We start from the raw sequence: 23,163 nt of genomic DNA, 5'->3' as shown, positions 1-23,163 counted from the left end.
CGTCATGGAGTTCAGGCTGGAGCTCGTGTTCGTCCCGGTCAGCGACGTGGACCGGGCCAAGGCGTTCTACGCCGACCAGGTCGGGTTCCACGTCGACCACGACCAGACGGTCAGCGAGGACCTGCGCTTCGTGCAGCTCACGGCGCCCGGCTCGGCGTGCTCGATCGCGATCGGCACGGGACTGATCGACACCGTCCCCGGCTCACTCAAGGGGCTGCAGGTCGTGGTCGACGACGCCGACGCGGCCCGCGAGTTCCTCATCGAGCGCGGCGTCGACGCGTCGCCCGTCCAGGACCTCGCCTGGGGGCGGTTCACCGGGTTCAAGGACCCCGACGGCAACGAGTGGACGATCCAGCAGCTCCCCGCCTGGAGGGGCTAGCCCACCCGGGCACGCGTGGCACGGGCGAGCCCGTCAGTGCATCCAGGGCGTGTACGTCACGCCGACCAGGAGGCCCTCGGGACTGAGCAGCCGCGCCGTCGTCTGGCCCCACGGCTCCTCGGTCGGGTCCTTGAGGACGCGGTGGCCCAGCGCGCGCAGCTCCGCGACGGCGGGTGCGATCTCGTCGACCGACCCGAGGTCGAGCTCGAGCCACGCCTGCGGCGCGGGGACGTCGGCCGGCCACTGCGGCGAGCCGAACGTGGACTCGGCAGCCTGGGCGAGGGGCCAGAGCGCGAACGCCCGGACGCCGTCGAGCGTGTCGTTGGTGAGGTAGCCGGGCGCCGGCTCCTCGAGCTCGATGCCGAGCCCGTCGGACCAGAACGCGCGGGCGGCGGCACCGTCCCGGGTGATCGGGCCGAACCCGGCGACGAACGCGACCTTCATGACGACCCCTTCCCCCGCGGACGTCCCGACGCTAGCGACGGCCACCGACAGCCGCGGCGGGCCGCCCGACGGCACCGGGTCCGCACACACCTTTCACAACCGGACCTCCGGACCGCCCACGCCGCGGGTGCACCCCCCGATAGCGTGGCGCGATGCCCGATCGCCACCGGCGCCAGCCCCGTGACCTGCGGCCACGCCACTCCCGGTCCGTCCGGACCCATGGCGCGGCGCGCGGCTTCGCGCTCGTGACGCTCGGGGTGCTCGCGTTCGGCGTGAGCGGCGTGGCGGCGTTCGCGCTGCGGATGACGTCGAACATGGACCACTTCAGCATGGACGGCCTCGTCGCGGCGCCGCCCCCCGCGGCGACCAAGGCGCCGGACCCCGACGACCCGAACGCGGGCGCACCGGTGAACATCCTGCTGATCGGCTCGGACCAGAGGACGGGCGCGAACGAGGCGATCGGGGGCGCCGACACGTCGATGGCGTCCGACACGACGATCGTCGCCCACATCTCGGCCGACCGGACGCGCGTGGAGCTCGTGTCGATCCCGCGCGACTCGATGGTGCGGATCCCGTCGTGCCGGTCGGACGACAAGACGTCGAAGGCCCGGGCGAACGCGCAGTTCAACGGCGCGTTCGCGATCGGCTGGCAGCTCGGCGGCGACCTGCGGACCGCCGCGGCGTGCACGGTCAGCACCGTGCAGGAGAACACCGGCCTGACGTTCAACCACGTGGTGATCGTCGACATGGCGGGCTTCCAGCAGATGATCGACGCGGTCGGCGGCGTCGACATCTGCATCCCCACGCCGATGAAGGACAAGTACACGGGCCTGGACATCCCGACCCCGGGGATCACGCACCTCGACGGTGTCACGGCGCTGCAGTTCGCCCGCGCGCGGCACGTCAAGGGCACCGACGGCTCCGACCTGACCCGCATCGGCAACCAGCAGCGGCTGCTGTCGGCGGTGATGACCGAGGTCCTGTCGAAGAACATCGTCACCGACGTGCCGCAGCTGCTGTCGTTCCTGTCGGCCGCGACCGGCTCCCTCACCGCCGACAGCGAGCTCACCCCGCAGGTGATGCTCGGCCTCGCGTACAGCGCGCGTGGTCTCGGCGCGGGGGGCATCACGTTCATGACGATCCCGAACGCGCCCGACCCGGCGGACGGCAACCGCGTCGTCTGGACGAACGACGCCGACACGGTCTGGTCGAACCTGGTGCAGGACCTGCCGGTCGTGCCCGCGGACGAGCCAGCGGCCCCGCAGACCAGCGCTCCCCCCGCTCCGGCGGGTGGCGAGACGGCCGCGCCGCCGGCGGCACCGCCCGCACCGGCGCCCGTCGAGACCCGGAAGGCCGGGCGCGAGCCGTTCTCCGCGGACGACGTGACGGCGACCTGTTCCGCCTGACGGTCACCCCTCCGACGGCTGCGCGAGGGTGCGGGCGCGCAGCAGCACCGTGTCGAGCATCTCGGGCGTCAGCCGCCCGGTGAAGGTGTTCTGCTGGCTCACGTGGAAGCAGCCGAGCAGCACCACGCTCGCGTCGCCGCGCCGCAGCCGGACCTCCGCGCCGTGACCGAACCGCGGCCTGGGCCGGGGGACGTCCCACCCCTGCTCGTCGAGCGTGGACAGCACCGCCTGCCAGCCGAACCCGCCGAGCACGAGGATGACCCGCGGCTCGACGAGCTCGACCTCCCGCCCGAGGTACGGGCCGCACGTCCGGCGCTCCTGCGGGGTCGGGGCGTTCGCGGGCGGCGCGCACCTCACCGGTGCGGTGATGCGGACGTCGCTGAGCACGAGGCCGTCGTCGGCGCGCACCGACGTGGCCTGCGACGCGAATCCCGTGCGGTGCATCGCGGCGAACAGGAAGTCGCCCGAGCGGTCGCCGGTGAACATGCGGCCCGTGCGGTTCGCGCCGTGCGCGGCGGGTGCGAGGCCCACGACGAGCACGCGCGCGGCCGGGTCGCCGAAGCCCGGGACCGGTCGGGCCCAGTAGACGTCGTCGCGGAACGCGGCACGCTTGGTGGCGGCGACGGTCTCGCGCCACTCGACGAGCCTCGGACACGCGCGACAGGTGGGGACGACGGCGTCGAGCTCGGCCAGGTCGCTCGCTGCCGCGGCGGCGCGGGCGACGTCCTCGGCGCTCCCCGGTCCGGCGGGTGGCGCAGCCGGACGACCCGGCCGGGCGTCCGTCGCGGGGTGCGCGCCGCCGTGCGTGCGGTCGACGTCCGTCATGCGAACCCCGGTGGGATCCCGACGATCCCGTCGACCGCGGCCAGCGCGTCCTCCACCGAGGTCACCGGCGTGACGGTCGGGCCGTCGGGTGTCGACCCGTCGGCCGTCCGCACCTGCCACCCGTCGAGCGCCACGACCGGCACGCCCGTCCGCAGGGCGAGCGCGACCTCGGACAACGTCCCCCACGACCCGCCGACGCTCACGACCACGTCGCTCGACCGCACGAGCAGCGCGTTGCGCATCTCGCCCATGCCCGTCGGCAGGGCGACGGTCAAGGACGAGGACCCGTCGGCACGGTCGGTCCCCGGCAGGAGCCCGACGACGACGCCGCCGAGCTCCCGGGCCCCGTCCGCGACCGCGGCCATGACGCCACCGAGCCCGCCGCACAGCACCACGTGCCCGCGCGCGGCGAGCCCACGGCCGAGGTCACGGGCGAGCGTCGTCCCTCGCTGGTCCGCCGCACCGGGCCCGACGACGCCGACGTACGCCACGGGCGTCAGAACCGGTCCGGGTCTCCGGCGCCCACCCGGACGACCTCGGGCGCGCCCTCGGTCCAGTCGACGACCGTCGTCGGCTCGCGCCCGCAGTCGCCCGCGTCGAGCACGGCGTCGAGCTGGTGGTCGAGCTCCTCCTTGATCTCCCAGCCCTCGGTCATCGGGTCCTCCTGCCCGGGGAGCAGCAAGGTCGAGGACAGCAGCGGCTCGCCGAGCTCGCGCAGCAGGGCGGTGACGACCGGGTGGTCCGGGATCCGCACGCCGACGGAGCGCTTCTTCGGGTGGGCCAGCCGGCGGGGGACCTCGGGGGTCGCGGGGAGGATGAACGTGTACGGGCCGGGAGTCGCGGCCTTGATCGCGCGGAACGCGCTGTTGCTGAGCTGCACGAGGTGGCCGAGCTGGGCGAAGTCGGCGCACACGAGCGTGAAGTGGTGCCGGTCGTCGAGGTGCCGGATGCGGCGGATGCGGTCGGCGCCGTCGTGGTTGTCGATCCGCGAGCCGAGCGCGTAGCAGGAGTCGGTGGGGTACGCGATGACCCCGTCGTTGCGCAGGATGTCGACGACCTGGGAGATCGACCGCGGCTGCGGGTTGTCGGGGTGCACGTCGAAGTAGCGCGCCATGGGTCAAAGCCTAGGCAGGACGCGCTCGTCACGCCGGGACGAGGTGGTCCGGGCAGATCTCGTAGTGGTCGGGCGCCATGGTCAGCTCGGCGCGGCCGCCGGTGATCGAGCGCAGGTCGAGCACGTACCGGGCGAGCTCCGCCTCGGGCACGGTCGCCTCGATGCGGACCGAGCCGTCGTCGAGCGACGTGGTCGCGCTGATCCGGCCGCGGCGGGCGGACAGGTCGCTCATCACGTCGCCCTGTGCGCTGCTGGGGACGACGACCTCGACGTGGCTGATCGGCTCGAGCACGAGCGTGCCGGCCGCCTGCAGCGCCTCCCGGACACCGGTCGCGGCCGCCGTGCGGAACGCCATGTCGGACGAGTCGACGGAGTGCGACTTGCCGTCGTACACCTCGACGCGCAGGTCGACGACGGGGTACCCGTGCGGGCCGCCCGACGCCATCGCCTCGGTGATGCCGCGCTGCACGGCCGGCAGGTACCCGCGCGGGATCGCGCCGCCCACGACCTTGTCGACGAACTCGAAGCCCGACCCGTGCGGCAGCGGCGACACCCGCAGCTGCACCACGGCGTACTGCCCGTGCCCGCCGGACTGCTTCTTCACCTTGCCTTCGGCCTCGACCTCCTTGCGGATCGTCTCCCGGTACCCGACGGGTACGGGCGACGTCGTCACGTGCACGCCGAACACGCGCGCGAGCCGTTCGAGCGCGACGGTGAGGTGCGTGTCGCCGAGGCCGCGCAGCACCGTGCGGTCGGTGCTCCGGTCGACGCTGAGCGTCGGGTCCTCGGCCGTCAGGCGGGCGAGGGCCGCGGACAGGCGGTCGTCGTCGGACTGCGTGACCGGTTCGAGCACGAGCGCGTAGACGGCCGGACGGTCGCGAGGCGGCACGGCTGTCATGGACGCGCCCGGGCCGGTGCGGTCGGCCAGCAGGCTGCCCGACGGCGTCCCGGTGAGCTTCGCGACGGCCGCGACGTGGCCGGCGGGCACCGAGTCGACGGGCAGGTGCTCCTTGCCGCGCAGGCGGAACAGGCCCGGGATGCGCTCCTCGGTCTTCGTGGTCGTGTTGACGAGCTTGTCGCCCGGGCGGACGGTGCCGGACAGCACGCGCAGCATCGTCACCTGCCCGACGAACGGGTCGGCGAGCGTCCGGAACGCGTGCACGAGCACCGGGCCCGTCGGGTCGGGGGCGACCTCGACGTCCGTCGAGCCGGCGCGCACCTTCTTCGGGCGCTCGTCGGCCGACGGCCCGAGCTCGCACAGCAGGTCGGCCAACCGGTCGACACCGACCCCGGTCACGCCCGAGACCGCCAGCACGGGGAACGCCTCGCAGTCGCGGACCTCGTGCGCGAGCGTCCGTTCGAGCTCCGCGGTGGTCGGCACCTCGCCCGACAGGTACCGCTCGAGCTGGTCGTCGTCGTGCGCGACGATCTCCTCGGTCACCTCGTCGTGCAGCCGGTGCTCCTCGTCGGCCAGACCCGCCGGCAGGGCCTCCGTGTGGTGGCGACCGTCCGGGTCGTACGCGAGACCCTCCTCGCTGAGCACGTCCGCGACCCCGGTGAACGCCTGCTCCTCGCCGAGCGGCAGCTCGAGCGGCACGAGCCCGTCGCCGAACGCGGCCCGGAGGTCGTCGAGCACGTGCCGGAAGTCGGCGCGCGCCTTGTCCTCCTTGGTGATCACCACGAGCCGCGGCAGCCCGAGGTCGGCCACCTGCCGCCAGGCGCTCAGGGTTCCGGCCTGCACGCCGTCGACGGCACTCACCACCACGAGCGCGAAGTCCGCCGCCGCGAGCGCGGCGTCCAGCGCACCCGCGAAGTCGGCCGACCCCGGGGCGTCGAGCAGCGTGACGTCGTACGTCAGCCCGTCCGGTGCCGTCCACGGAAAGGGGGCGACGCCGAGGGACAGGGAGATGCCGCGCGCGATCTCCTCGGGCTCGTGGTCGCTGACCGTCGACCCCTCCTCCACGCGACCGGGCCGGGAGATCGCCCCGGCCCGATGGAGGAGTGCCTCGACGAGGGTGGTCTTGCCCGCACCCGCGGCGCCGACCAGGGCCACCGTTCGGGTCGTCGCCTGGTCCATGCTCGCTCGCTTCGTCGCTCGCTGCTCCCACTGAATGGGACCTTGGCTCACAGTAGCCAGCAGTCCCGGGGGACGGCAGGTCGGAAGACCTAGGAAGGCCCGGGGTCGCTCGTCCCTGCGCGGGACGGCGACCCCGGGCCTCCGGGGATGGTGCTGGTTACGCGGCGTCGAGGATGTCGATGACGAACACGAGCGTCGAGTTCGGCGGGATCGTGCCCTTGTCCTCGTCGCCGTAGCCCTCGCTCGGCGGGACGACGAGGAGCACCTGGCTGCCGACCGTCTGGCCGACGAGGCCCTTGTTCCAGCCGGAGATGACCTGCCCCTGGCCCACGTTCTCGACGGGGAACGTCGACCCGCGGTCCCACGACGAGTCGAACTTGGTGCCGTCCCAGAGCCAGCCCGTGTACTTGACCGTGACGGTCTGACCCGCCTCGACGGCCGGGCCGGCGCCCTTGACCAGCGGCTGGACGACCAGGTCGGCGGGCGCGGCGCCGGCCACCGGCGCGATCGACGGGGCGCCCGTGTCGTCGAGCGTGATCGTCGGGAGGCCCGCGACCGGCGGGACGGCCTCGCCCTCGGCCCGCGCCGGGATCGTCTTGGCGTCGACGATGTCGAGCGAGTACACCTGCGTGGTGTCCTGCGCGGCGAGCGCGAGCAGGATCCGGGCACCGACGTGCGAACCCTTGATGACGTCGTCGAGCTCGGTGATCGTCGTGGCCCCGGCGGTCAGCGTCTGAGGCTTGCCCTCGGTGTACGTCGAGCCCTGGACGGAGCCGTCCTTGCCGTCGACGACGACCATGTGGACCGAGAGGTTCTGGCCGTCCTTGATCGCGTCGCCGTCGCCGTCCTCCACCATCCGCGCGACGAAGCCCGTCACGTTGAACGGCTTGCTCGGCAGCGTGATCGTCGGCTCCTTGCCGGCCTCGCCCTCGAGCTTGACCTTGGCGAGCGCGGCCTTGTCGGCGGCGGCGTCGACTCCCGCGGAGGCGGACGCGGACGCCGTCGGCTTGTCGCCGCCGGAGTCGCCCGAGCACGCGGCGAGCGAGAAGGACAGGGCGAGGGCGAGCGTGGCGGCGGCGAGGCCGCGGGCGGTGGTCGTGCGGCGCACGAAGGTCCTCCGTCGGATGGGGGTCCCGCCCGTGTGGGGCGGCGGACCCACGCACGGTACGCGAGATTCCTGGGGATCTGCTGAGCAGATCGTGAGGGGTTCCCGCCGAAACGATTCGGTGCCCGTGGTCAGAGCAGACGGCGGTCGCCGTCCCGCACCACGCGCAGCCACCGGTAGCCGTAGCCGCCGAGCTCGACCTCCGTGCGTCCGTCCTTCGCGACCGCGCACGACCCGTCGCGCAGCAGGTCGACGAGCTCGACGGTGTCGTCGCAGTCCTCGAACCGCAGCGGCACCATGACCGGCTGGTCGGACAGGTTGTGCAGCGTGATCGTCGAGCCGTCGCCCCACGTGCTGCGGTGCGCCAGGACCGACGGGTGCGGCTGCGCCAGGACCTTCGCCTCGCGCGCCCAGCCGAGCTCGGGGCTCTCGCGGTAGCGGCGGATCAGCAGCTGCACGAAGTTGAGCAGCGAGTCGGGGTCGCGGCGCTGGTCCGCGACGTTCACGTGCTCAGGCCCGTACCCGCCGTCGGTGAGCTGCCGGACCAGCTTCCGCTTCGGAGCCCGCGACCAGCCGCCGTTCTCGCCCGACGACCACTGCATGGGCGTCCGCACCGCGAGCCGATCCTCGGCGGACAGGTTCTCGCCCATGCCGATCTCCTCGCCGTAGTACAGGACCGGCGTGCCGGGCAGCGAGAAGAGCAGCGAGTAGACCATCCGGAGCCGCCGCGGGTCGCCGCCGAGCATCGTCGGCAAGCGGCGGCGCAGGCCACGGCCGTAGAGCTGCATGTCGGGGTCGGGGCCGAACGCGGCGAAGACCTCCTTGCGCTCGTCGTCGGACAGCTTGTCGAGCGTGAGCTCGTCGTGGTTCCGCACGAAGGTCGCCCACTGCGCGTCCCGCGGGATGGTCGGCCGCTGCTCGAGCGCGTCCGCCAGCGGTGTCGCGTCCTGGCGGGCCATCGCCAGGTACAGGTGCTGCATGCCGATGAAGTCGAACTGCAGGTTGAGCTCGTCGCCGTCGGACGTGCCGTCGCCGTCGCTGTCCCCGAAGAACAGCGCCTGCTGGTCGTACGGCAGGTTCACCTCGCCCATGAGGATCGCGTCGCCGGCCCGTCTCGTGAGGAACGTCCGCAGCGACTTGAGGTAGTCGTGCGGCTTCGCGACGTCGTCGTACGGCGTCTTGGCGGTGTCTGCGAGGAAGAAGGGGACGGCGTCGACCCGGAACCCCGACAGGCCGAGCTCCGCCCAGTACCCGATGTTCTTCGCGATCGCCTCCCTGACCAGCGGGTTCGCGGTGTTGAGGTCGGGCTGCTGGCGGTAGAAGTGGTGCCGGTACCACTCGCCCGTGCGATCGTCCTTCGTCCAGATGCCCTCCTCCTTGTCAGGGAAGACGGCCTCGTTCTTCGTCGACGGCGGCTTGTCCGACCGCCACACGTAGAAGTCGCGGAACCGGTTGTCCTTGCTCTTGCGCGCCTCCTGGAACCACGGGTGCTTCTCCGAGGTGTGGTTGACGACGAGGTCGGCGATCACCCGGATGCCGCGGTCGCGGGCCGTCCGGATCAGCTCGACCAGGTCGCCCGGCGTGCCCAGCCGCGGGTCCACCGCCGAGAAGTCCACGATGTCGTAGCCGTCGTCCACGCTCCCCGTCGGGTAGAACGGCATGAGCCACAAGCACGTGACGCCCAGGTCGGCCAGGTGGTCGATGCGCTGCACGAGGCCCGGCAGGTCGCCGATGCCGTCGTCGTCCCAGTCCATGTACGTCTCGATGTCCAGGCAGTAGATGACGGCGTTCTTCCACCACAGGTCGCCGGTGTCGGTGATCCTCACGGGGGCGCTCCTCGTCGATCGGGGGTCGGCTTGGCAGGTCGCGGGCGTGACGACCGTGTCTACCGGCTCCGGGCGCGCTTCGCCCGGTGAGTGCGCTCGTCAGTGGATCGTCAGGCCCAGGAACGCGCCGAGCTCGGCGAGCTGGGTCGGGCCGGTCGGGAGGTAGTCCGTCAGGGCGCGCGAGCGGATGACGACCGCGCACCACTGGGCTCGGGAGATCGCGACGTTCACGCGGTTGCGGTTGAGCAGGAACTCCATCCCGCGGGGCACGTCGTCGGCGGACGAGGCGGTCGTCGTCACGATCACGACGGGAGCCTCCTGCCCCTGGAACCTGTCGACCGTGCCGACCCGGACGTCACCGAGGCCCGCCTTCTCGAGCGCACGGCGGACCGTCCACACCTGCGCGTTGTACGGGGCGACGACGAGCACGTCACGCGGCGCGAGCGGCCGGTCGACGCCCGCGCGCGGGTCCTGCCAGCGGCGACCCACCAGGTCCCGGACCGTCCCAAGCACGGCCGCCGCCTCCGTGGGCGAGGCGACGGAGTGACCCTCGTGGTCGACGAGCACCGTCCGGACGCCCGGCGCCACGCCCTCGAGGGACCGTCGGGCCGTGTGCTCGACCGACGTCAGCCGGTCCTCGTACGACAGGCGCGACACCGCCTCCGTGAGGGCCGGGTGCATGCGCCACGTGCGGTCGAGGAAGTAGCCGAGCTCGTCAGGCAGCGTGTCGTGGCCGTCCGCGAGCCAGCCGAGCGCCGACCGGTCGACCGGGACCGGGTGGCTGCCCTTGCTGACCTGCGGGAGCTGCTGCGGGTCGCCGAGCAGCAGGAGGTTGCGGCCCGCGACGGACACCGCGACGGTGTTCGCGAGCGCGAACTGGCCGGCCTCGTCGACGACCACGAGGTCGAGGCTGCCGCGGGGGATGCGGTTCTCGTTCGTGAAGTCCCAGGTGGTGCCCCCGACGACGAACCCGCCGGCCTGCCGGCCGTAGAACGCGCCGAAGTCGCGGTCGTTCTTGAGCGGCTGCCACACGGGGTCCGTCGGCGGGTGCGTCGTGTACTTCTTCGCGATGCGGGCCGGGTCGAGGCCGGCGCCCGCGACCGACCGCAGCATGTTCTCCACGACGGCGTGCGACTGCGCGACGACCCCGACCTTCCACCCCTGCGCCGCGAGCGCCGCGATGACGTGCCCGCCGGTGTACGTCTTGCCCGTGCCGGGCGGGCCCTGGACGGCGACGTACGACCGGTCGAGGTCGAGCACCGCGGACGTGATCGCCTCGGGGGTGCCGATCGTGCCGATCGTGCTCGCCGTGTCGCCCGGGGTGTCGGGCCGGGGGAGAGGCAGGCCGCTGCGGGTGCGCGGCGGGACCCGGCGCAGGATGTCGACCGCGGGGTGGGTCGGGAACGCGGGCAGACCGTCGGCGACCGACTGGGCGACGGACCGGATGGCGGCCGCGATGCCGTCGGTCCGCGGCGGCTCGGCGGGACCCAGCGCCATCGGCAGCGCCGGGGTCGGGGTGTCGGTCGTGGCGAGCGCCTCGGACACGAGCACCACGTCCCGCGTGCCCGACGGCGACTGCGGGTCGGGCTCGGTGCGCGTGCCGAGCACCGTGACGTTCGACGTCCAGCCGCGGTGGCCGCCCGACGACGTCTTCGCGAACGGTGGTGCCGGGTCGTACAGGGCGTACGCCTTCTCGCCCTCGCGCAGGTCGCTGCCGGGTTCCAGGTGCCCGACGAACCGCAGCTCACGGCGGTTCGCCCGGCCGCGTGGCGGCACGTACCAGTCGCGGACCACCGTCGGCGGCTCGTCGGCGAGCAGGGTCGACCGGGGGTCGAGCCAGTCCGCCGGGTCCGACTGCAGGCGGTCGAAGTGCGCCCACCAGAAGGGCTTGTCCTCCCGCCGGTGGTAGCCGAGCGCGGCGGCCAGCAGCCCGAGGGCCGTGCCGTCGGGGCCCTCCGTCTCCTCGGCGGACTTGGTGAGCCGCACGACGAGCTCGTCGGTCTCGTGCTCGTCGACCTCGTCCCGCTCCGTGACCGGCCGGGCCGCCGGGACGACCCCCCGCTCGGCGCCGCGCGCCACCAGCCAGTCCCGCAGCCGCAACGTCGACACGCAGTCGTACCGGTTGTAGTCCGCGATGGCGTCGAGCCGCTCCTGCCACGCCTGCTCGTCGCCGCGCTCGCGCTCGGCGCAGGCCTCGGCGTACTCGACGATCGAGTCGCCCGCCGTCGTCACCTCGCCGTCGCGGCCCTCGTCGCCCATGTACAGCGGTTCGAGCTTCTTCAACGAGTACGAGCTGCTGCCCACGCGCAGCCCGCGGCGGACCGTCGCGTACAGGTCGACGAGCACGCCCTCGCGCAGCAGCTGGTCGACGGCCTCCTCGCCGACGCCGTGCCGTGCGGCAAGGCGCAGCAGCGCCGACCTCTCGTACGGGGCGTAGTGGTAGACGTGCATCGCCGGGTGCTCGCGGCGCCGCTCGGCGACGTACGCGAGGAACTCGACGAGCGCCTGCTTCTCCTGCGCCCGGTCGTGCGCCCAGAACGGCCGGAACGTGCCGTCGGCCTCGACGACCCCGAACAGGTACTCCAGACCCCACTGCGCGGGCTCGTCGGGCGGCGTCGAGTCGTCCGTCCAGAGCGGGTCACCTTCGAAGTCGAAGAAGATGTCGCCCGCGTCCGGGGCCGGCAGGTCCGCGACGGCACCCGGGTCGACCAGGTCGAACACCAACGGCTCGTCGTGCGGCTCGCCCTGCCTGACCTGCAGCGCTGCCTGGGCGCGCAGCCCTGCGAGCGTCGCTGTGCCGATGCCGTCGACCGCGGCCGTGCTCGTCGCGAGCGCGTCGATCGTCGTCACCCCGGCCGTGTGCAGCCGGGCCCGTTGTGTCGAGCGCATGCCCGCGACGAGCAGCAGGTCGCGGTGCCGCTCGACCTCCGGCGCACACACGTCGCACCGGCCGCACGCGCGATAGCGCGCGTCGCCCCAGTGCGCTGCGGTTCCGCGGGCCACGTGCGCGTCGAGCAGGCGCTCGAGGCGGCGCCGCCGGTCCCGGTAGACGGGCAGCAGGTCCGCGAGCCGGTGCCGCGACGTCGTGCGGTCGCCCAGCACCAGGTGGACGGCATCGTCCGTCGGGACCCCCGCGGCATGGAGCTGGTCCGCGTAGGCCGCGAGCTGCAGGAGCGCCGTGACCTTGACCGTGCGGGCGAGCTTGGTGTCGTGCACCTCGTACCGGCCGTCGTCCGTGCGGACCAGGAAGTCGGCGTACCCGGTGAACCGGCCGTCGAAGAACCCCGCCTGGTAGACGACGTCCGCCCCGGCGGCCAGGACGGCCATCGTCCGCTCGTGGGTCGCCGTCAGCGACTCGCGGTCGGCGCGCGCTCGGCGGAGCGTGACGACGCCGCGTCCGGTCGCCTCGTCCCACGGCCCGAACCGGTCGAGGTAGCTGCGCAGGATCGTCCGCTCGTGCTCGGTGCCCAGGGCGGCGACCCGCTCCAGCATCGCGTCCGCCGCCGGGACGACCGGCGGACCCCAGCCGAGCCGCCCGTCGAGCGACCGGACCACCGCGAGCTCGCAGGTCGCGGCGTGCGACAGGTCACTCGGGCTGAGCACCAGCGCGCCGTCATCGAGCAGCAGCATGGGCCGAGGGTAGGCCCGGGCGGGGACACCGCGCTGGGCGAGCGGACCACCGCTCCGGCACGGCTCGGGCGGCCGCCTACCGCTGTGCCACGGGTCGCGTCCGCAGCGCCGGCCACGGCAGGTCCGCCGGACGGACGAGACGGATGGCGTCGGCGATGCGCCGGCTGCCCGTGAACGAGAAGGACGCGAGGTCGAAGCCCGTGTCGAACGAGTAGAACGTGAGCCGCCGCCCGCCTCTGAGCTGCAGGTACAGCTCCTGGGTCAGGGTGGAACCGATGGAGCCCATGCCGCCCGAGATCTCCGCGAGACCGGTCCAGGGCAGTCGCACGACCAGTCGCCGCGACGGCCAGCCGCTCAGGTCGAGGCCCGTGTCGGTCACGGCGAGCACGAGTGCGACCTCCTTCGACGGGAGACCCAGGAGGATCGCGGACTCCTTGTTCATCGTCACGGTCGTCGCGAACGGTGTGGCCGGGTAGGTGGCGCGGATCCATGCGTGCCGCCTGCGCTGGTCGTAGGCGCCGATCCGCATCAGGGTCACGGACAGCGCCAGCATCCCGAGGACGCCCCACGCGTACGGCCTCGCCCGGTCGGGATTGACGTGCAAGCCCACGCCGATCGGGATCGACAAGACCGCCAGGCAGAACGCGTGCCAGCGGAACTCCCTGCTGCGGAAGAACTTGGTGAGGAGGGAGGCTTCGATCCCCGTCGGATGCGCGTCCCACGCCGGTCGACCGTCGCCGAGCATCACCATCACCGGGTTCCGCCGATCCACATGACGAGGAAACCGACGAGCATCGTGACGACGCTGGCGCCGAACCAGCGCAGAGGGCGGTGCCCCCTGCGGATGAGAGCACTCGCTCCCAGCGAGACGGAGACCAGCAGGAGCACCCCGAGGATCGCGACACCCGTGCCGACAGCGCTCAGTGCAGACGGAGCGTCAGCGTCGGCCGCATACGTGCTGGTGGTCGGGGCGGTGGACAAGACCGTGGCCAGGTTCTTCATGCCGGTGTGGATCGCTTTCTGGTGGGGGTCGCGCTGCCGGTCACCGGGGTGACCGACGCGACGACGGTGTCGAACAGAGGCAGGAGGGCTTCCCGGGCCTCGACGAGGGGGCTCGAGAACGTGAGGGAGACGAGACCGGCGCCGTCGCCGAGGTCCAGCCAGTAGTCGGCCAGCAGCATCGGGACGTCCTGCGCGCCGATTTCCGCCGCACCCGACGCCGTCCTTGTCCGGCGGAGCACCGGGCCGTGCGGCCCCTGAGCGGCGTCGACCGTGTCGGAGGTGGCCGGTTCGGCACGCAGCGCCGCCTCGACGTTCGCGAGCGTCTCCCTCGCTCGGTCGCCGGCGAGGGCCCGGTAGACCGCCACGGACGCAGGGATCGGGACCGGCCCGGCCCGCGTCAGCGAGATCGCCAAGAGCTGCCCGCCGAGGGCGGCCGCGTCGATGGCGACGACCTCCAGGTGCCGCCGCAGATCTGCACGCAGTGCGGCCAGCTCGTCGCCGCGGCCCAGCTGCTGCCCGACGAGCGTCGCGATCGACCGGCGTCGTGCCGCCTCGTCTCGCAGGTCGACTGCCCACCAGGTCGCGGGCAGGACGACCCTGACCCCGGCGACCTCCTGCGGCCGCGCGAGTGGAGCATCCGGATCGACGACGTACTGGGCGGTCACCGCTCGCTCAGTCTCAGGACGACGCCCTTGGCGATGCTGCCGACCTGCGCAGATGCGGCACCCGCCAGGTCGAGGTCGTCGACGACGGCCTCGATGCGAAAGACCTCATCGCATCCTTCGGGAAAGATCGTGCAGCGGATCTGAGCGACCATCGGGTCGGCGGTTCGGAGAAGTCCGCCAAAGCGACGACGCGGAGCGCTGCTCGTCACGAGCCCCTCAACTGCGACGGGGCCGGCGTCGACCTCGAGCGTCGTGAAGGTGCTCGCCTCAATCGTCACGCCAGGTGCTGGATCGAGTTTGCGCGCCTCGGCGAGGTACTCGTCGCGCGTTGGGCGTGTTCCCTCGGGCCAGCCGATACGCCAGCAACCGCCCAAAGCCTGGACGGCGCCCGTGGTTCGATCAGGCACCCAGGCCAACAGCGCTACCAGGGTCCCGACGCCCTCAATCTTCGACTCGGCGCCAAGGATCGCGCGACGGACGAGCTGCTGTCCCTCGCGTGTGTCTGCGAGCTGTGCGGGCGCGGTCCTCGCCTTCGCCTCGTGCTCTCCGGCTCCCCACAGTGCCCAGGTGCTCGGTACTGCTACTCCGCTCCACGTGATCCAGGTACCCATGGCTCTACCGCCCGTCCTTCTCGTGCGCATTCACTTCGCGAGCTCGAGACCCGCGACGGGGTCGGAGCCGACCAGAACGTACGCGGCGCTCGCGCCGAGCACGGCCTCGTCCAGCGCGATAGCAGTGCCAACCGTGCCAAGGGCCCGCTGAGTTGCCGAGTACGCGCTGCTGAACGCTTCGTTCCCGGACAGAGTGTTCGCCGACTTGTTCAGGTTCGTGAGGGCCTCGGCCGAGTCGGCGTCCCCGATCACGGCGCCCAGCATCTCGGTCCTGTCCGGGGTGAAGGTCTTGGGCTCCACCTTGCCGACCTTGGCGAACGTCTCTCCCAGATCGGAGGTGATGGCCGACGGCTTGAGCGTGCTGAGCATCTCGCGGAAGCCGGCCGCGCTGAGTGCCTTGGTCACAGGCCCGTCGGCCATCGCGGCTGGCCCGACTGCCGTGAAGCCTTCGATCGCCTCGGTCGGCTTCCCCAGTGCATCGACGTTCGCCCCGAGATCCCCCGCTACCTCTGCTGCGCGTTCCGCCTTCGCCGTTGCCTCGGCAGCCCTGGCGCCTCGGATGGTGATCTTGAGCCCGGCCCCGACCACGCGCCCCAGCCCGAAGGTCATGAGGCCGAGCGCGCCGAAGGTCACGTCGAGCCAGTCGCCCTCTCCGGAGAACAGCAGGACGATGTCGGCGACCAACGCGATCGCACCAGCGATCAGCGCGACGGCGCCGAGGACTTCACCGACGATCGGTATCCAGCAGGTCGCCAGGGCGAGCACACCGGCCCACATCGAGATCGCCCCGAACACGTCGGAGACCCAGTGGGTCACGTGCAGGGTGTTCCGCCAGAAGCTGTCGCGCAGCCCGTCGTCGCCGGTGACCCCCTGGATCGCCGCGACGGCGCGAGCCGCCGCGACGTCCCGGTCATGCACTGCATCGGCGAGGCGCTGCCGTGCGCGGTCCAGGCGCCGGTCGGCGGCGGACAGCCCCGCGCGCAGGGCGGCGAGCCCAGGGTTGTCGACCGGGACGAGGGACGTGCCGCCGGCCGAGGTGGCGGCGCCAGAGCCGTCCCAGTCGGTGGTGCGCATCGTGTGGTGCGCCTCGTCGATGGCCCGCTGCGCGGCCTTGGCCTCGGCGAGCGCGGCGAGTGACTCCGTCTGGGCGCGGTCGAGGGGGTTGGCGAACGCGGCGAGGGCGTCGGCGACGGCCCGGTACCGCTCGTAGGCCTTCTCGATGTCCGCCGCGACAGCCTTGGCCTGCGTGTGGACCTCGTCGAGGGCCTGTGACTCGTGGCCGTCGCTGTCGAAGGTGGACTTGAGGCCCGCTGCAGCGCCGGCAATGGCCTCGGCGATCGTGGCGTACGCACGGCTGGCCTCGAGCACCTCCGCCGGGTCGCCGGGCACCGGGTCGAAGCCGGCGAGCGGGTACCAGGACAGCGGCCGGCTCACGCGTCACCGCGCAGCACGGTGGCGAACTGGGCGTCGAGGCCGTCGAACCCGACGGCGATCTGCTCGCACACTTCGGCGAGCGCAGCGATCTGCTCGACCATTCGGGCCCGGGCGTCGTCCCACTCGTGCGCGAAGTCGTGCAGGCAGTCCCCCAGCGGTCCGCCGCCGACGGCGTCCGCGACCCGGTCGCTGTGCGCGTTCGCGTCGTCGAACTCCGCGGCCACCGTGCGCAGGCTGACGCCTGCCATCCGCACCGCTCGGGTGTCGACCCTCAGGTGTTCGCTCACCGCTCCACTCCTCGCATGGTCGAGGTGTCGCGCCCGCGACAGGGGGACGGGCGCGACACCGGTCGGTGGGTCAGCCGCGCAGGCCGGAGGCGAGCTGGGTGTCGGCGTCCTCGAGGGTGGTGGCGGCCTTGCGCAGGTAGTCGCCGAGGCTGCTCAGGGCGGCGACGGTGTCGGTGGCGCCCTGGGTGAACTGGCGGTAGGACTCGCCGAACGCGACGGAGGCCTGGTCGGTGACGAACCCCGACGAGATGAGCGACTCGATGAACGCCTTGAGCTCGTTGAGCTTGGTGGTGATCTCGTCCTGGCCGTTGGTCAGGCGCGTCGCCGCGTCCCGCATCTCCTGGTACGACACGTTCAGGTTGGCCATGGCCGGTTCCTCCGCCTGTGGGGGTGGCCCCGGGCCGTCCCGGAACCCGGCGGACCCGCTCCGCCGTCCCCGGACAGTAGGGCAAACCGGACAACCGACGACCAGGGTTGTCCACAGGCTCCCGAGGTTCACTCGCGCGAGCGGGTCGCCCCGGTCACGGGCGACGACGCACCAGCCACGACGCCCCGGACGGCCGTCAGCCGATCGACGACCCCGCCAACGAACGCACCGCGTCCACGGCCGTGAGGATCCCGTCGAGCACCACGCCCCGGTCGAACTGCAGCGCGAACTCCCGCCCCCGCGCCTCCCAGTCGGCGCGCTCGACCGCAGACATGCCGAGCGCCCGGTCCAGAGCGGCGGCGATCGCGTCGGGAGCGGACACCGGCACGATGAGCGCGGTGTCCCCGACGGCCTCGAGGATCCCCCCGGTGTCGGTCGTGATGACGGGCCCACCCCCGGCGAGCATCTTCTCCGCGAGCGCGATGCCGAACGTCTCGACGAACTCGGGCCGCGGCTTGCTGGGCAGCACGAACGCGGCGCAGCCGGCCATGAGGTGGGGCTTCTCGTCGTCGGACACGTCGTCGAGGAACCGGATGCGGTCGGCCGCGGGGGAGTCGGCCGCGAGCGCGCGCAGCCGGGTCGCGTCCGGCCCGTTGCCCGCGATCACCAGCGTGAGCCCGGCGCAGGCCGGAGACCGTGAGAACCCGGAGATGAGGTCGTCGACCCCCTTCGCGTGGGCGAGCCGCGACAGGAACAGCACGTACCCGTCGCGCTCCAGCCCCCGCGCGGCCAGCACCGGACCGTCGTCGGGCCGGTTCAGGTACAGCCCGACGTCGATCGCCGGGTACGAGACGGCGACGCGCGACCGGAGGCGCGACGCGAACGTCGTGCCGTGCCGGGCGTCGACCGCCTCGGCCTCCGCGACCACGAGGTCGCGCGTGTACCGGGAGACCGCGAGGCACACGTCGTGGTCGAGGTACCCGGCGAGCACGTGCGCGGCGGCGCCGAACCGGTCGGCCTCGACGCACGCGCGGACGACGTTCGTGACGTCCGACCCGACGGCCTCGGCGACGGTCACGACGTTCACCGGCAGGCCGGTCCGCCGAGCGACGTGCACCGCGTCCGCGACGGCCGTGGCGTGCGGTGACAGGTACAGCGACATCGCGACGGTCGGCACCCCGTCGGTGAACAGCTCGACGAGCCGGCCCGTCAAGCCCGCGAGCCAGCGCCCGTCCGGCACCTTGTAGTCGCCCACCGGGTCGGGCCGCTCCACGTGGATGCCGTCGGAGTAGGGCAGCACGCGATCGAGCGGCTTGAGGGGCAGGCCCGTCTGCTGCAGCCGGTCGATCGGCCACGTGACGATGCGGACCTCGTCGAACCCGCGGCGCAGCGCCGCCTCAGCGAGGTTGCGGGCCTCGCCCGAGTGGCCGCAGATCACCGGGTCGGCGCGGACCACGATGACGAGCCGGCGGGTCACCACGACGCACCGTCCGTCGCGGACGACGACGGCGGACGCGTCCCCCAGAGCACGGGCTCGGGTCCGAGTTCGACGAGCAGCCGTCCGCCCCGGTGCACCTCGGCGGCCGTCAGCCACGTGCGGTCGAGCCGCGTCCCGTCGAGGAACACCTCCTGCACGTGCTGTGCGGGTCCTCCGGGTTCGGGCTCGACGAACCCGGTCGTCTCGATGCTGAGCGCCCGCCCGCCCACGTCGAGCCGCGACTCCCGCCAGGCCGGCGCGTTGAGCAGGAACAGCCCCTGCCCCGCGACGGGGAACAGCCCGAGCGACGCCCACACGTACCAGGAGCTCAGCCCGCCGGAGTCGTCGTTGCCGGGCAGCCCGCCGCGGCCGGTGCCGAACTGCTGCTGGACCACGTCGTGCACCACCTCGGCGGTCCGGTCGGGCCGACCGGCGTACATGTAGGCCCACGGCGCCTCCATGTCGGGCTCGTTGTTGAGCCCCTCGAACCGGTTCAGGGCGTATCCGGCGGCCATCTCCTCGACCGACGGCCGTACGCCCGGCTGCTTGACGGCGTCCGCGCCGAACCCGAAGAACCGGTCGAGCATCGCCGTGAACGCGTCGTCCCCGCCGGCCAGGTCGATGCGGCCCGCCATGTCGTGGAGCAGCCGGAACGAGTAGTTCCAGACGCCGCCCTCGTAGAAGGTCGAGTCGCGCAGCAGCCCGGAGCCGGGGTCGAACGCGTTCCGCCACTGCGCGGCGAGCGGGGCGAACTGGTCGACGAGCGTCCGGTCCCCGACGGCCGCCGCGACCACGGACGTGCACCAGTAGCCGTACGCGAGGTCGAGCGTGTGGCTGATCGGGTGGGCCAGTCCGCGCAGCAGGAAGTCCTCGCCGTACGTGCGCCGCAGGTCGTTGTGCATGTGCACGAGCGCCCAGTCCCAGTCCATGCCCGGCAGCCCGAGCCGGCACAGGTCGGCGAGGAACGTGTGCGCCAGGGCGCTGCCCTGCCGGGAGAACTGGTCGGCGCCGCGGGCCATCCGGTAGCCGATCGGGAGGTTGCCCTCCTCCTCGCTGATGTGCAGCAGGGCCGTCGCGAGCTCCACGGCGCGGTCGGGCATCAAGGCCGTGAGCAGCGGGAGCTGCGTCCGGTAGATGTCCCACATCGTCGCGATGTCGAACGCGAACGGGGTGTCCGTCGGCCAGAACGGGCTCTCGTCGGGGGCGAGGCACGGCTTGACGAGCGAGTGGTACACGGCCGTCGAGAGGACGGTCTGCTTGTCGGCGGACGGGGTGTCGACCTGGACCTTGTCGAGCTGCTCGCGCCAGACGGCCGCGGTGGCCGCCCGTCGGGCAGCGAAGCTCGTCGGGCCGTCGCCGCAGTCGCGGTACAGGTTGCGGCGGGCCTGCTCGACGCCGCGCAGCGAGAACCCGATGCGCAGCTCGACGACCTCGCCGGGCTCCGACGGGCCTGCCCACATGAGGCCGAACGGCCGCAGGGTGGTCGGTCGGATGCGGTCGAAGTCCAGCCGCGTGCCGCCCGGCATGAGCCGACGGTCGTACCAGAGCATCTGCCGCCAGTGCCGCGCGTCGCACTCGACGTGCACCGCGAGCGGAGCGCCCTCGACGACCACCTCGCCCTGCGCGACCCCAGGGGCCGCCGTCTCGAGGTGCGCCCGCAGCGGCACGGTCCGGCCGTGCGGGATCGTCAGGCCGCCCTGCGACAGGTCGACGACGAGGCGGGCGTCGCGGTGCGCCGGGAACGTGTACCGGTGCACGGCGCTCTTCGGGCCGACCGTGAGCTCGCACCGGATGCCGCTGTCGAGCGTGGCCGCGTACCAGCCGGGCTCGGCCTCCTCCTGGTCGATGCCGAACAGGCGCCCCAGGTCGTCGAGCGGCTGCAGCATCGGCGTCACGCGCACGTAGTTGTAGTACTTGCGGATCGCACCGGTCCCCGACTGCTGGAAGTGCGTGAACCCGCTGGCCACCGCGCTGTCGTACAGCTCGACGGGCAACCCCTCGGTGCCGAGCTCGTACCGGCCGTACCCCGTCGGGTACGCGCCGCTGTACGCGCACGCGCTCACCATGCCGAGCGGGTGCTGCGCTCCGGGGTGGGTGTTGCCGACCTGCGGCTTGGGCCACCACCACGTCGACGCGAGGCCCTGCTGCTGCGGCAGGTCCGTCGCCTCCGTGCCGATGAACGGGTCGACGTGCTCGAACATCGGCACCGCTCCTCTCCGCGTCCGGCCGGGTGCCCGGTTTGCCGGAACGTACGGCAGGAGTGTGTCGAGGAGATTGCGCGGCGGTGAAGGTTCCCCGGAACGAGCGACGCGCGCCGCCACCCGAGGTGACGGCGCGCGTGCGCGGTGCTGCCGGAAGTCAGGCCCCGAAGGGGTTCTCCGTCGTGATCTGGTCGGGCGTCGGCGCGGTGACCGCTGCGCCGTCGGCCCAGTTCGAGAACGTCATCTCGGTCTGCGTGCCGAGCAGGTCGAACGACATCTTGCGCATGAGCCCGTCCGGCCCGATCCAGAACGTGTACACGAGCGTGTCCGGCAGCGTGACGCCCGCCGCGGCGGCCTGGGTCAGCGAGTCGGCCTCCGGGCCGGTGAGCTTCGACGGGTCGATGACGACCTCGTACGGCTGCGCCTCGACGCCGTCGAGCTGCTCCGGCTCGCCCTTCTTCGTCACGCTCGTGATCGCGGCCTGCTGGCCCGTGATGCCCTTGGTCGGGTCCAGCTCGCCCGTGAGGTCGCCGACGCTGCCCGCGAGCGGGTTCGACGTGTCCGACGGGTCGATCTGCAGGAACTTGCCGCCCGTCATCTCGCCCATGTTCATGTACATGAGGCCGCCGACGAGGCGGATCTCCATGTCGCCCGCACCGGGGACCGTCATGGTCATGGCGAGCTCCTGGGTGTCGCCCGTGACGACGGCGGAGCCGCGCGCCTCGATCGACTGGCCCTCGGCCGACGTCGACATCGTGAAGTCGTAGCTGCCGGCGCTCTTCTGCGCGATGGCCAGCGTCTCCAGCAGGTTGGCGGCGGTGATCTCCCCGGTCCCCGACTGCGTCGCCTCGGGCGCGGCCACCGTCTCGGTGGGACCGGCTTCCTCACTGGCCGGGGCGCCGCCGGCACAGGCCGCGAGGGCCCACACGAGGGCGACCGTGGCGGGCACGGCGAGCAGACGACGGGACGAACGCATGAGAAGGCTCCCTGAGCGTGGCCGCCGACAGGGTGTCGGCCCGCGGGCGGCTCGGCGCGGACCGGTCATCCAGCCTGCCAGGCTGTGTGGCCCCTGTGCGCCGTACGGCAGGTGAACGTCGTCACCGCGGCGGGTGATTCGCCGAGCCGCGCGGCTAGGCTCGGACCGTTTCGATCCGCGACGGCGAGGACGGTTCATGGCCGAGCAGCAGCCCATCCGGTTCGGTGTGGTCGGCAGCGGGTGGAGGGCCGAGTTCTTCGTGCGGGTCGCACGGCTCATGCCCGACCGGTTCCGCTGCGTCGGCGTGGTGACGCGGACCGCGGAGCGGGGTGCCGAGGTCGAGGCCGCGTGGGGCGTCCCGACGGTCCGGACGGTCGAGGAGCTCGTCGCCGCCACGGGCCCGACGACGGACCGGCCCGAGCTCGTCGTCGTCTCCGTGCCGTGGCCCGTGACGCCCGAGGTCACGACCGAGCTCGTCGCGCTGGGGATCCCGGTGCTCGCCGAGACGCCGCCCGCGCCGGACGCCGACGGCCTGCGTGAGCTGTGGGCGGAGGTCGGCTCGTCGGGCCTCGTCCAGGTCGCCGAGCCCAGCCCGTCCATGCCCGCCCACGCCGCCCGGATCGCCGCGGTCGACGCCGGGATCGTCGGCACGCCGACCCAGGTCCAGGTCTCGTCGACGCACCTGTACCACGCGGTCGGGCTCGTCAGGCGGCTGCTGCGGACCGGCCGCGGCGAGGTCACGGTCCGCGCGACGACGTTCGACGCACCCCTCCTCGAGCCACGCGGCCGTGACGGCTGGACGGGCGAGACCGAGGCGCGGGAGCGATGGAACATCCTCGCGACGCTCGACTTCGGCGGCGGTCGCAGCGCGCTGTACGACTTCAGCGACAACCAGTGGCACAACCCGCTGCGCACCAACCGGATCGTGGTCCGCGGCTCGCACGGCGAGATCGTCGACGACGCGGTGACCCGCTGGGTCGACGAGCGGACCGTGCTGACGTCGACGTTCCAGCGGCGCGTGTCCGGGCTGGAGCAGAACCTCGACGGGTTCGACCTCGAGCACATCTCCCTCGACGGTCGGGTGCTGTACCGGAACGTGTACGACGGCGCGCGCCTCGCCGACGACGACATCGCTGTCGCCGCCCTGCTCGCCGCGACCGGCGCGTGGGTGCGCGGCGACGGACCGCCGCCGTACCCGCTGGCCGACGGCTGCCAGGACCACCTGCTCGGCCTGGCCATCGAGGAGGCGTCCCGCACGGGCGCCCCGGTCCGCACCGCCCGGGAGGCGTGGGCGGACGCCTGACGCACCTCGGTCCCGGGTCGGCGGGCGGGTTCGC

General features: G+C 72.9%; 21 protein-coding genes. 3 read left to right on the top strand and 18 right to left on the bottom strand.

Features of this window, described 5'->3' with window-relative positions:
• Positions 1–4 precede the first annotated feature (4 nt).
• Positions 5–379 (top strand): VOC family protein, encoded by a 375-nt coding sequence (locus J7523_RS03415; RefSeq protein WP_291882262.1) that lies wholly within the window; start codon positions 5–7, stop codon positions 377–379.
• 33 nt (positions 380–412) lie between these two features.
• Here the strand turns inward: J7523_RS03415 and J7523_RS03410 are convergent, their stop codons facing one another.
• The gene (locus J7523_RS03410) at positions 413–823 is read right to left on the bottom strand and encodes a VOC family protein (RefSeq protein ID WP_291882259.1); all 411 of its coding nucleotides are present in this window, start codon (positions 821–823) and stop codon (positions 413–415) included.
• A 152-nt stretch (positions 824–975) separates the two neighbouring features.
• Between J7523_RS03410 and J7523_RS03405 the strand changes: the two genes are divergently transcribed.
• Positions 976–2,229 carry an LCP family protein gene (locus J7523_RS03405; protein ID WP_291882255.1) on the top strand — a complete coding sequence of 418 codons (1,254 nt, stop codon included), beginning with the start codon at positions 976–978 and terminating at the stop codon, positions 2,227–2,229.
• 3 nt (positions 2,230–2,232) lie between these two features.
• Here the strand turns inward: J7523_RS03405 and J7523_RS03400 are convergent, their stop codons facing one another.
• From J7523_RS03400 to J7523_RS03320, 17 genes are all read right to left on the bottom strand, one after another.
• Positions 2,233–3,054 (bottom strand): uracil-DNA glycosylase, encoded by an 822-nt coding sequence (locus J7523_RS03400; RefSeq protein ID WP_291882252.1) that lies wholly within the window; start codon positions 3,052–3,054, stop codon positions 2,233–2,235.
• Complete coding sequence (locus tag J7523_RS03395; RefSeq protein WP_291882250.1) at positions 3,051–3,545, bottom strand: TIGR00725 family protein; 495 nt, start codon at positions 3,543–3,545, stop codon at positions 3,051–3,053. Before J7523_RS03395 ends, J7523_RS03400 begins: the two co-directional genes overlap by 4 nt.
• Before the next feature lie 5 nt (positions 3,546–3,550).
• Entirely contained in the window at positions 3,551–4,168 is a 618-nt protein-coding gene (locus tag J7523_RS03390) for an L-threonylcarbamoyladenylate synthase (RefSeq protein WP_291882247.1), read from the bottom strand.
• Between the two features lie 28 nt (positions 4,169–4,196).
• Positions 4,197–6,245, bottom strand: a complete 2,049-nt coding sequence (locus tag J7523_RS03385; protein ID WP_291882245.1) for an elongation factor G — start codon at positions 6,243–6,245, stop codon at positions 4,197–4,199.
• 157 nt (positions 6,246–6,402) lie between these two features.
• Positions 6,403–7,353: an FKBP-type peptidyl-prolyl cis-trans isomerase gene (locus J7523_RS03380; RefSeq protein ID WP_291882243.1), complete on the bottom strand. Its 951-nt coding sequence runs from the start codon at positions 7,351–7,353 to the stop codon at positions 6,403–6,405.
• A gap of 128 nt (positions 7,354–7,481) precedes the next feature.
• Positions 7,482–9,176, bottom strand: coding sequence for an alpha-amylase family protein (locus J7523_RS03375; protein ID WP_291882240.1), 1,695 nt, complete (start codon positions 9,174–9,176; stop codon positions 7,482–7,484).
• A 99-nt stretch (positions 9,177–9,275) separates the two neighbouring features.
• Positions 9,276–12,806 carry a TM0106 family RecB-like putative nuclease gene (locus tag J7523_RS03370; RefSeq protein WP_291882237.1) on the bottom strand — a complete coding sequence of 1,177 codons (3,531 nt, stop codon included), beginning with the start codon at positions 12,804–12,806 and terminating at the stop codon, positions 9,276–9,278.
• Positions 12,807–12,882: 76 nt separating this feature from the next.
• Positions 12,883–13,551: a hypothetical protein gene (locus J7523_RS03365; protein WP_291882235.1), complete on the bottom strand. Its 669-nt coding sequence runs from the start codon at positions 13,549–13,551 to the stop codon at positions 12,883–12,885.
• Positions 13,552–13,556: 5 nt separating this feature from the next.
• Entirely contained in the window at positions 13,557–13,808 is a 252-nt protein-coding gene (locus J7523_RS03360) for a hypothetical protein (RefSeq protein ID WP_291882233.1), read from the bottom strand.
• Entirely contained in the window at positions 13,805–14,473 is a 669-nt protein-coding gene (locus J7523_RS03355; protein WP_291882231.1) for a hypothetical protein, read from the bottom strand. The genes J7523_RS03360 and J7523_RS03355 overlap by 4 nt, the downstream gene beginning before the upstream one ends.
• Positions 14,470–15,084 (bottom strand): hypothetical protein, encoded by a 615-nt coding sequence (locus J7523_RS03350; protein ID WP_291882228.1) that lies wholly within the window; start codon positions 15,082–15,084, stop codon positions 14,470–14,472. Before J7523_RS03350 ends, J7523_RS03355 begins: the two co-directional genes overlap by 4 nt.
• Positions 15,085–15,114: 30 nt before the next feature.
• Complete coding sequence (locus J7523_RS03345; RefSeq protein WP_291882225.1) at positions 15,115–16,518, bottom strand: hypothetical protein; 1,404 nt, start codon at positions 16,516–16,518, stop codon at positions 15,115–15,117.
• Positions 16,515–16,805, bottom strand: a complete 291-nt coding sequence (locus tag J7523_RS03340; protein ID WP_291882222.1) for a hypothetical protein — start codon at positions 16,803–16,805, stop codon at positions 16,515–16,517. The genes J7523_RS03345 and J7523_RS03340 overlap by 4 nt, the downstream gene beginning before the upstream one ends.
• A gap of 70 nt (positions 16,806–16,875) precedes the next feature.
• Positions 16,876–17,172, bottom strand: a complete 297-nt coding sequence (locus J7523_RS03335; protein WP_291882219.1) for a WXG100 family type VII secretion target — start codon at positions 17,170–17,172, stop codon at positions 16,876–16,878.
• Positions 17,173–17,368: 196 nt separating this feature from the next.
• Positions 17,369–18,649 carry a glycosyltransferase gene (locus J7523_RS03330; protein WP_291882216.1) on the bottom strand — a complete coding sequence of 427 codons (1,281 nt, stop codon included), beginning with the start codon at positions 18,647–18,649 and terminating at the stop codon, positions 17,369–17,371.
• Entirely contained in the window at positions 18,646–20,850 is a 2,205-nt protein-coding gene (locus J7523_RS03325) for a glycoside hydrolase domain-containing protein (RefSeq protein ID WP_291882213.1), read from the bottom strand. Before J7523_RS03325 ends, J7523_RS03330 begins: the two co-directional genes overlap by 4 nt.
• A 157-nt stretch (positions 20,851–21,007) precedes the next feature.
• Positions 21,008–21,826 carry a hypothetical protein gene (locus J7523_RS03320; protein WP_291882211.1) on the bottom strand — a complete coding sequence of 273 codons (819 nt, stop codon included), beginning with the start codon at positions 21,824–21,826 and terminating at the stop codon, positions 21,008–21,010.
• 196 nt (positions 21,827–22,022) lie between these two features.
• Between J7523_RS03320 and J7523_RS03315 the strand changes: the two genes are divergently transcribed.
• Positions 22,023–23,129: a Gfo/Idh/MocA family oxidoreductase gene (locus J7523_RS03315; protein WP_291882210.1), complete on the top strand. Its 1,107-nt coding sequence runs from the start codon at positions 22,023–22,025 to the stop codon at positions 23,127–23,129.
• Positions 23,130–23,163 lie beyond the last annotated feature (34 nt).

It is taken from the genome of Cellulomonas sp., assembly GCF_017744555.1.
GTDB lineage: Bacteria > Actinomycetota > Actinomycetes > Actinomycetales > Cellulomonadaceae > Cellulomonas.
The sequence above is the reverse complement of the archived record's forward strand: the minus strand, read 5'-3'. Positions and strand labels throughout refer to the sequence as shown.

Bases quoted from the DNA above. Each gene is read 5' to 3' on its own strand.
- J7523_RS03390 (WP_291882247.1), bottom strand. From the start codon at position 4,168: ATGGCGCGCTACTTCGACGTGCACCCCGACAACCCGCAGCCGCGGTCG.
- J7523_RS03410 (WP_291882259.1), bottom strand. From the start codon at position 823: ATGAAGGTCGCGTTCGTCGCCGGGTTCGGCCCGATCACCCGGGACGGT.
- J7523_RS03360 (WP_291882233.1), bottom strand. From the start codon at position 13,808: ATGAAGAACCTGGCCACGGTCTTGTCCACCGCCCCGACCACCAGCACG.
- J7523_RS03335 (WP_291882219.1), bottom strand. From the start codon at position 17,172: ATGGCCAACCTGAACGTGTCGTACCAGGAGATGCGGGACGCGGCGACG.
- J7523_RS03315 (WP_291882210.1), top strand. From the start codon at position 22,023: ATGGCCGAGCAGCAGCCCATCCGGTTCGGTGTGGTCGGCAGCGGGTGG.
- J7523_RS03370 (WP_291882237.1), bottom strand. From the start codon at position 12,806: ATGCTGCTGCTCGATGACGGCGCGCTGGTGCTCAGCCCGAGTGACCTG.
- J7523_RS03320 (WP_291882211.1), bottom strand. From the start codon at position 21,826: ATGCGTTCGTCCCGTCGTCTGCTCGCCGTGCCCGCCACGGTCGCCCTC.
- J7523_RS03325 (WP_291882213.1), bottom strand. From the start codon at position 20,850: ATGTTCGAGCACGTCGACCCGTTCATCGGCACGGAGGCGACGGACCTG.
- J7523_RS03365 (WP_291882235.1), bottom strand. From the start codon at position 13,551: ATGCTCGGCGACGGTCGACCGGCGTGGGACGCGCATCCGACGGGGATC.
- J7523_RS03400 (WP_291882252.1), bottom strand. From the start codon at position 3,054: ATGACGGACGTCGACCGCACGCACGGCGGCGCGCACCCCGCGACGGAC.
- J7523_RS03415 (WP_291882262.1), top strand. From the start codon at position 5: ATGGAGTTCAGGCTGGAGCTCGTGTTCGTCCCGGTCAGCGACGTGGAC.
- J7523_RS03385 (WP_291882245.1), bottom strand. From the start codon at position 6,245: ATGGACCAGGCGACGACCCGAACGGTGGCCCTGGTCGGCGCCGCGGGT.
- J7523_RS03405 (WP_291882255.1), top strand. From the start codon at position 976: ATGCCCGATCGCCACCGGCGCCAGCCCCGTGACCTGCGGCCACGCCAC.
- J7523_RS03350 (WP_291882228.1), bottom strand. From the start codon at position 15,084: ATGGGTACCTGGATCACGTGGAGCGGAGTAGCAGTACCGAGCACCTGG.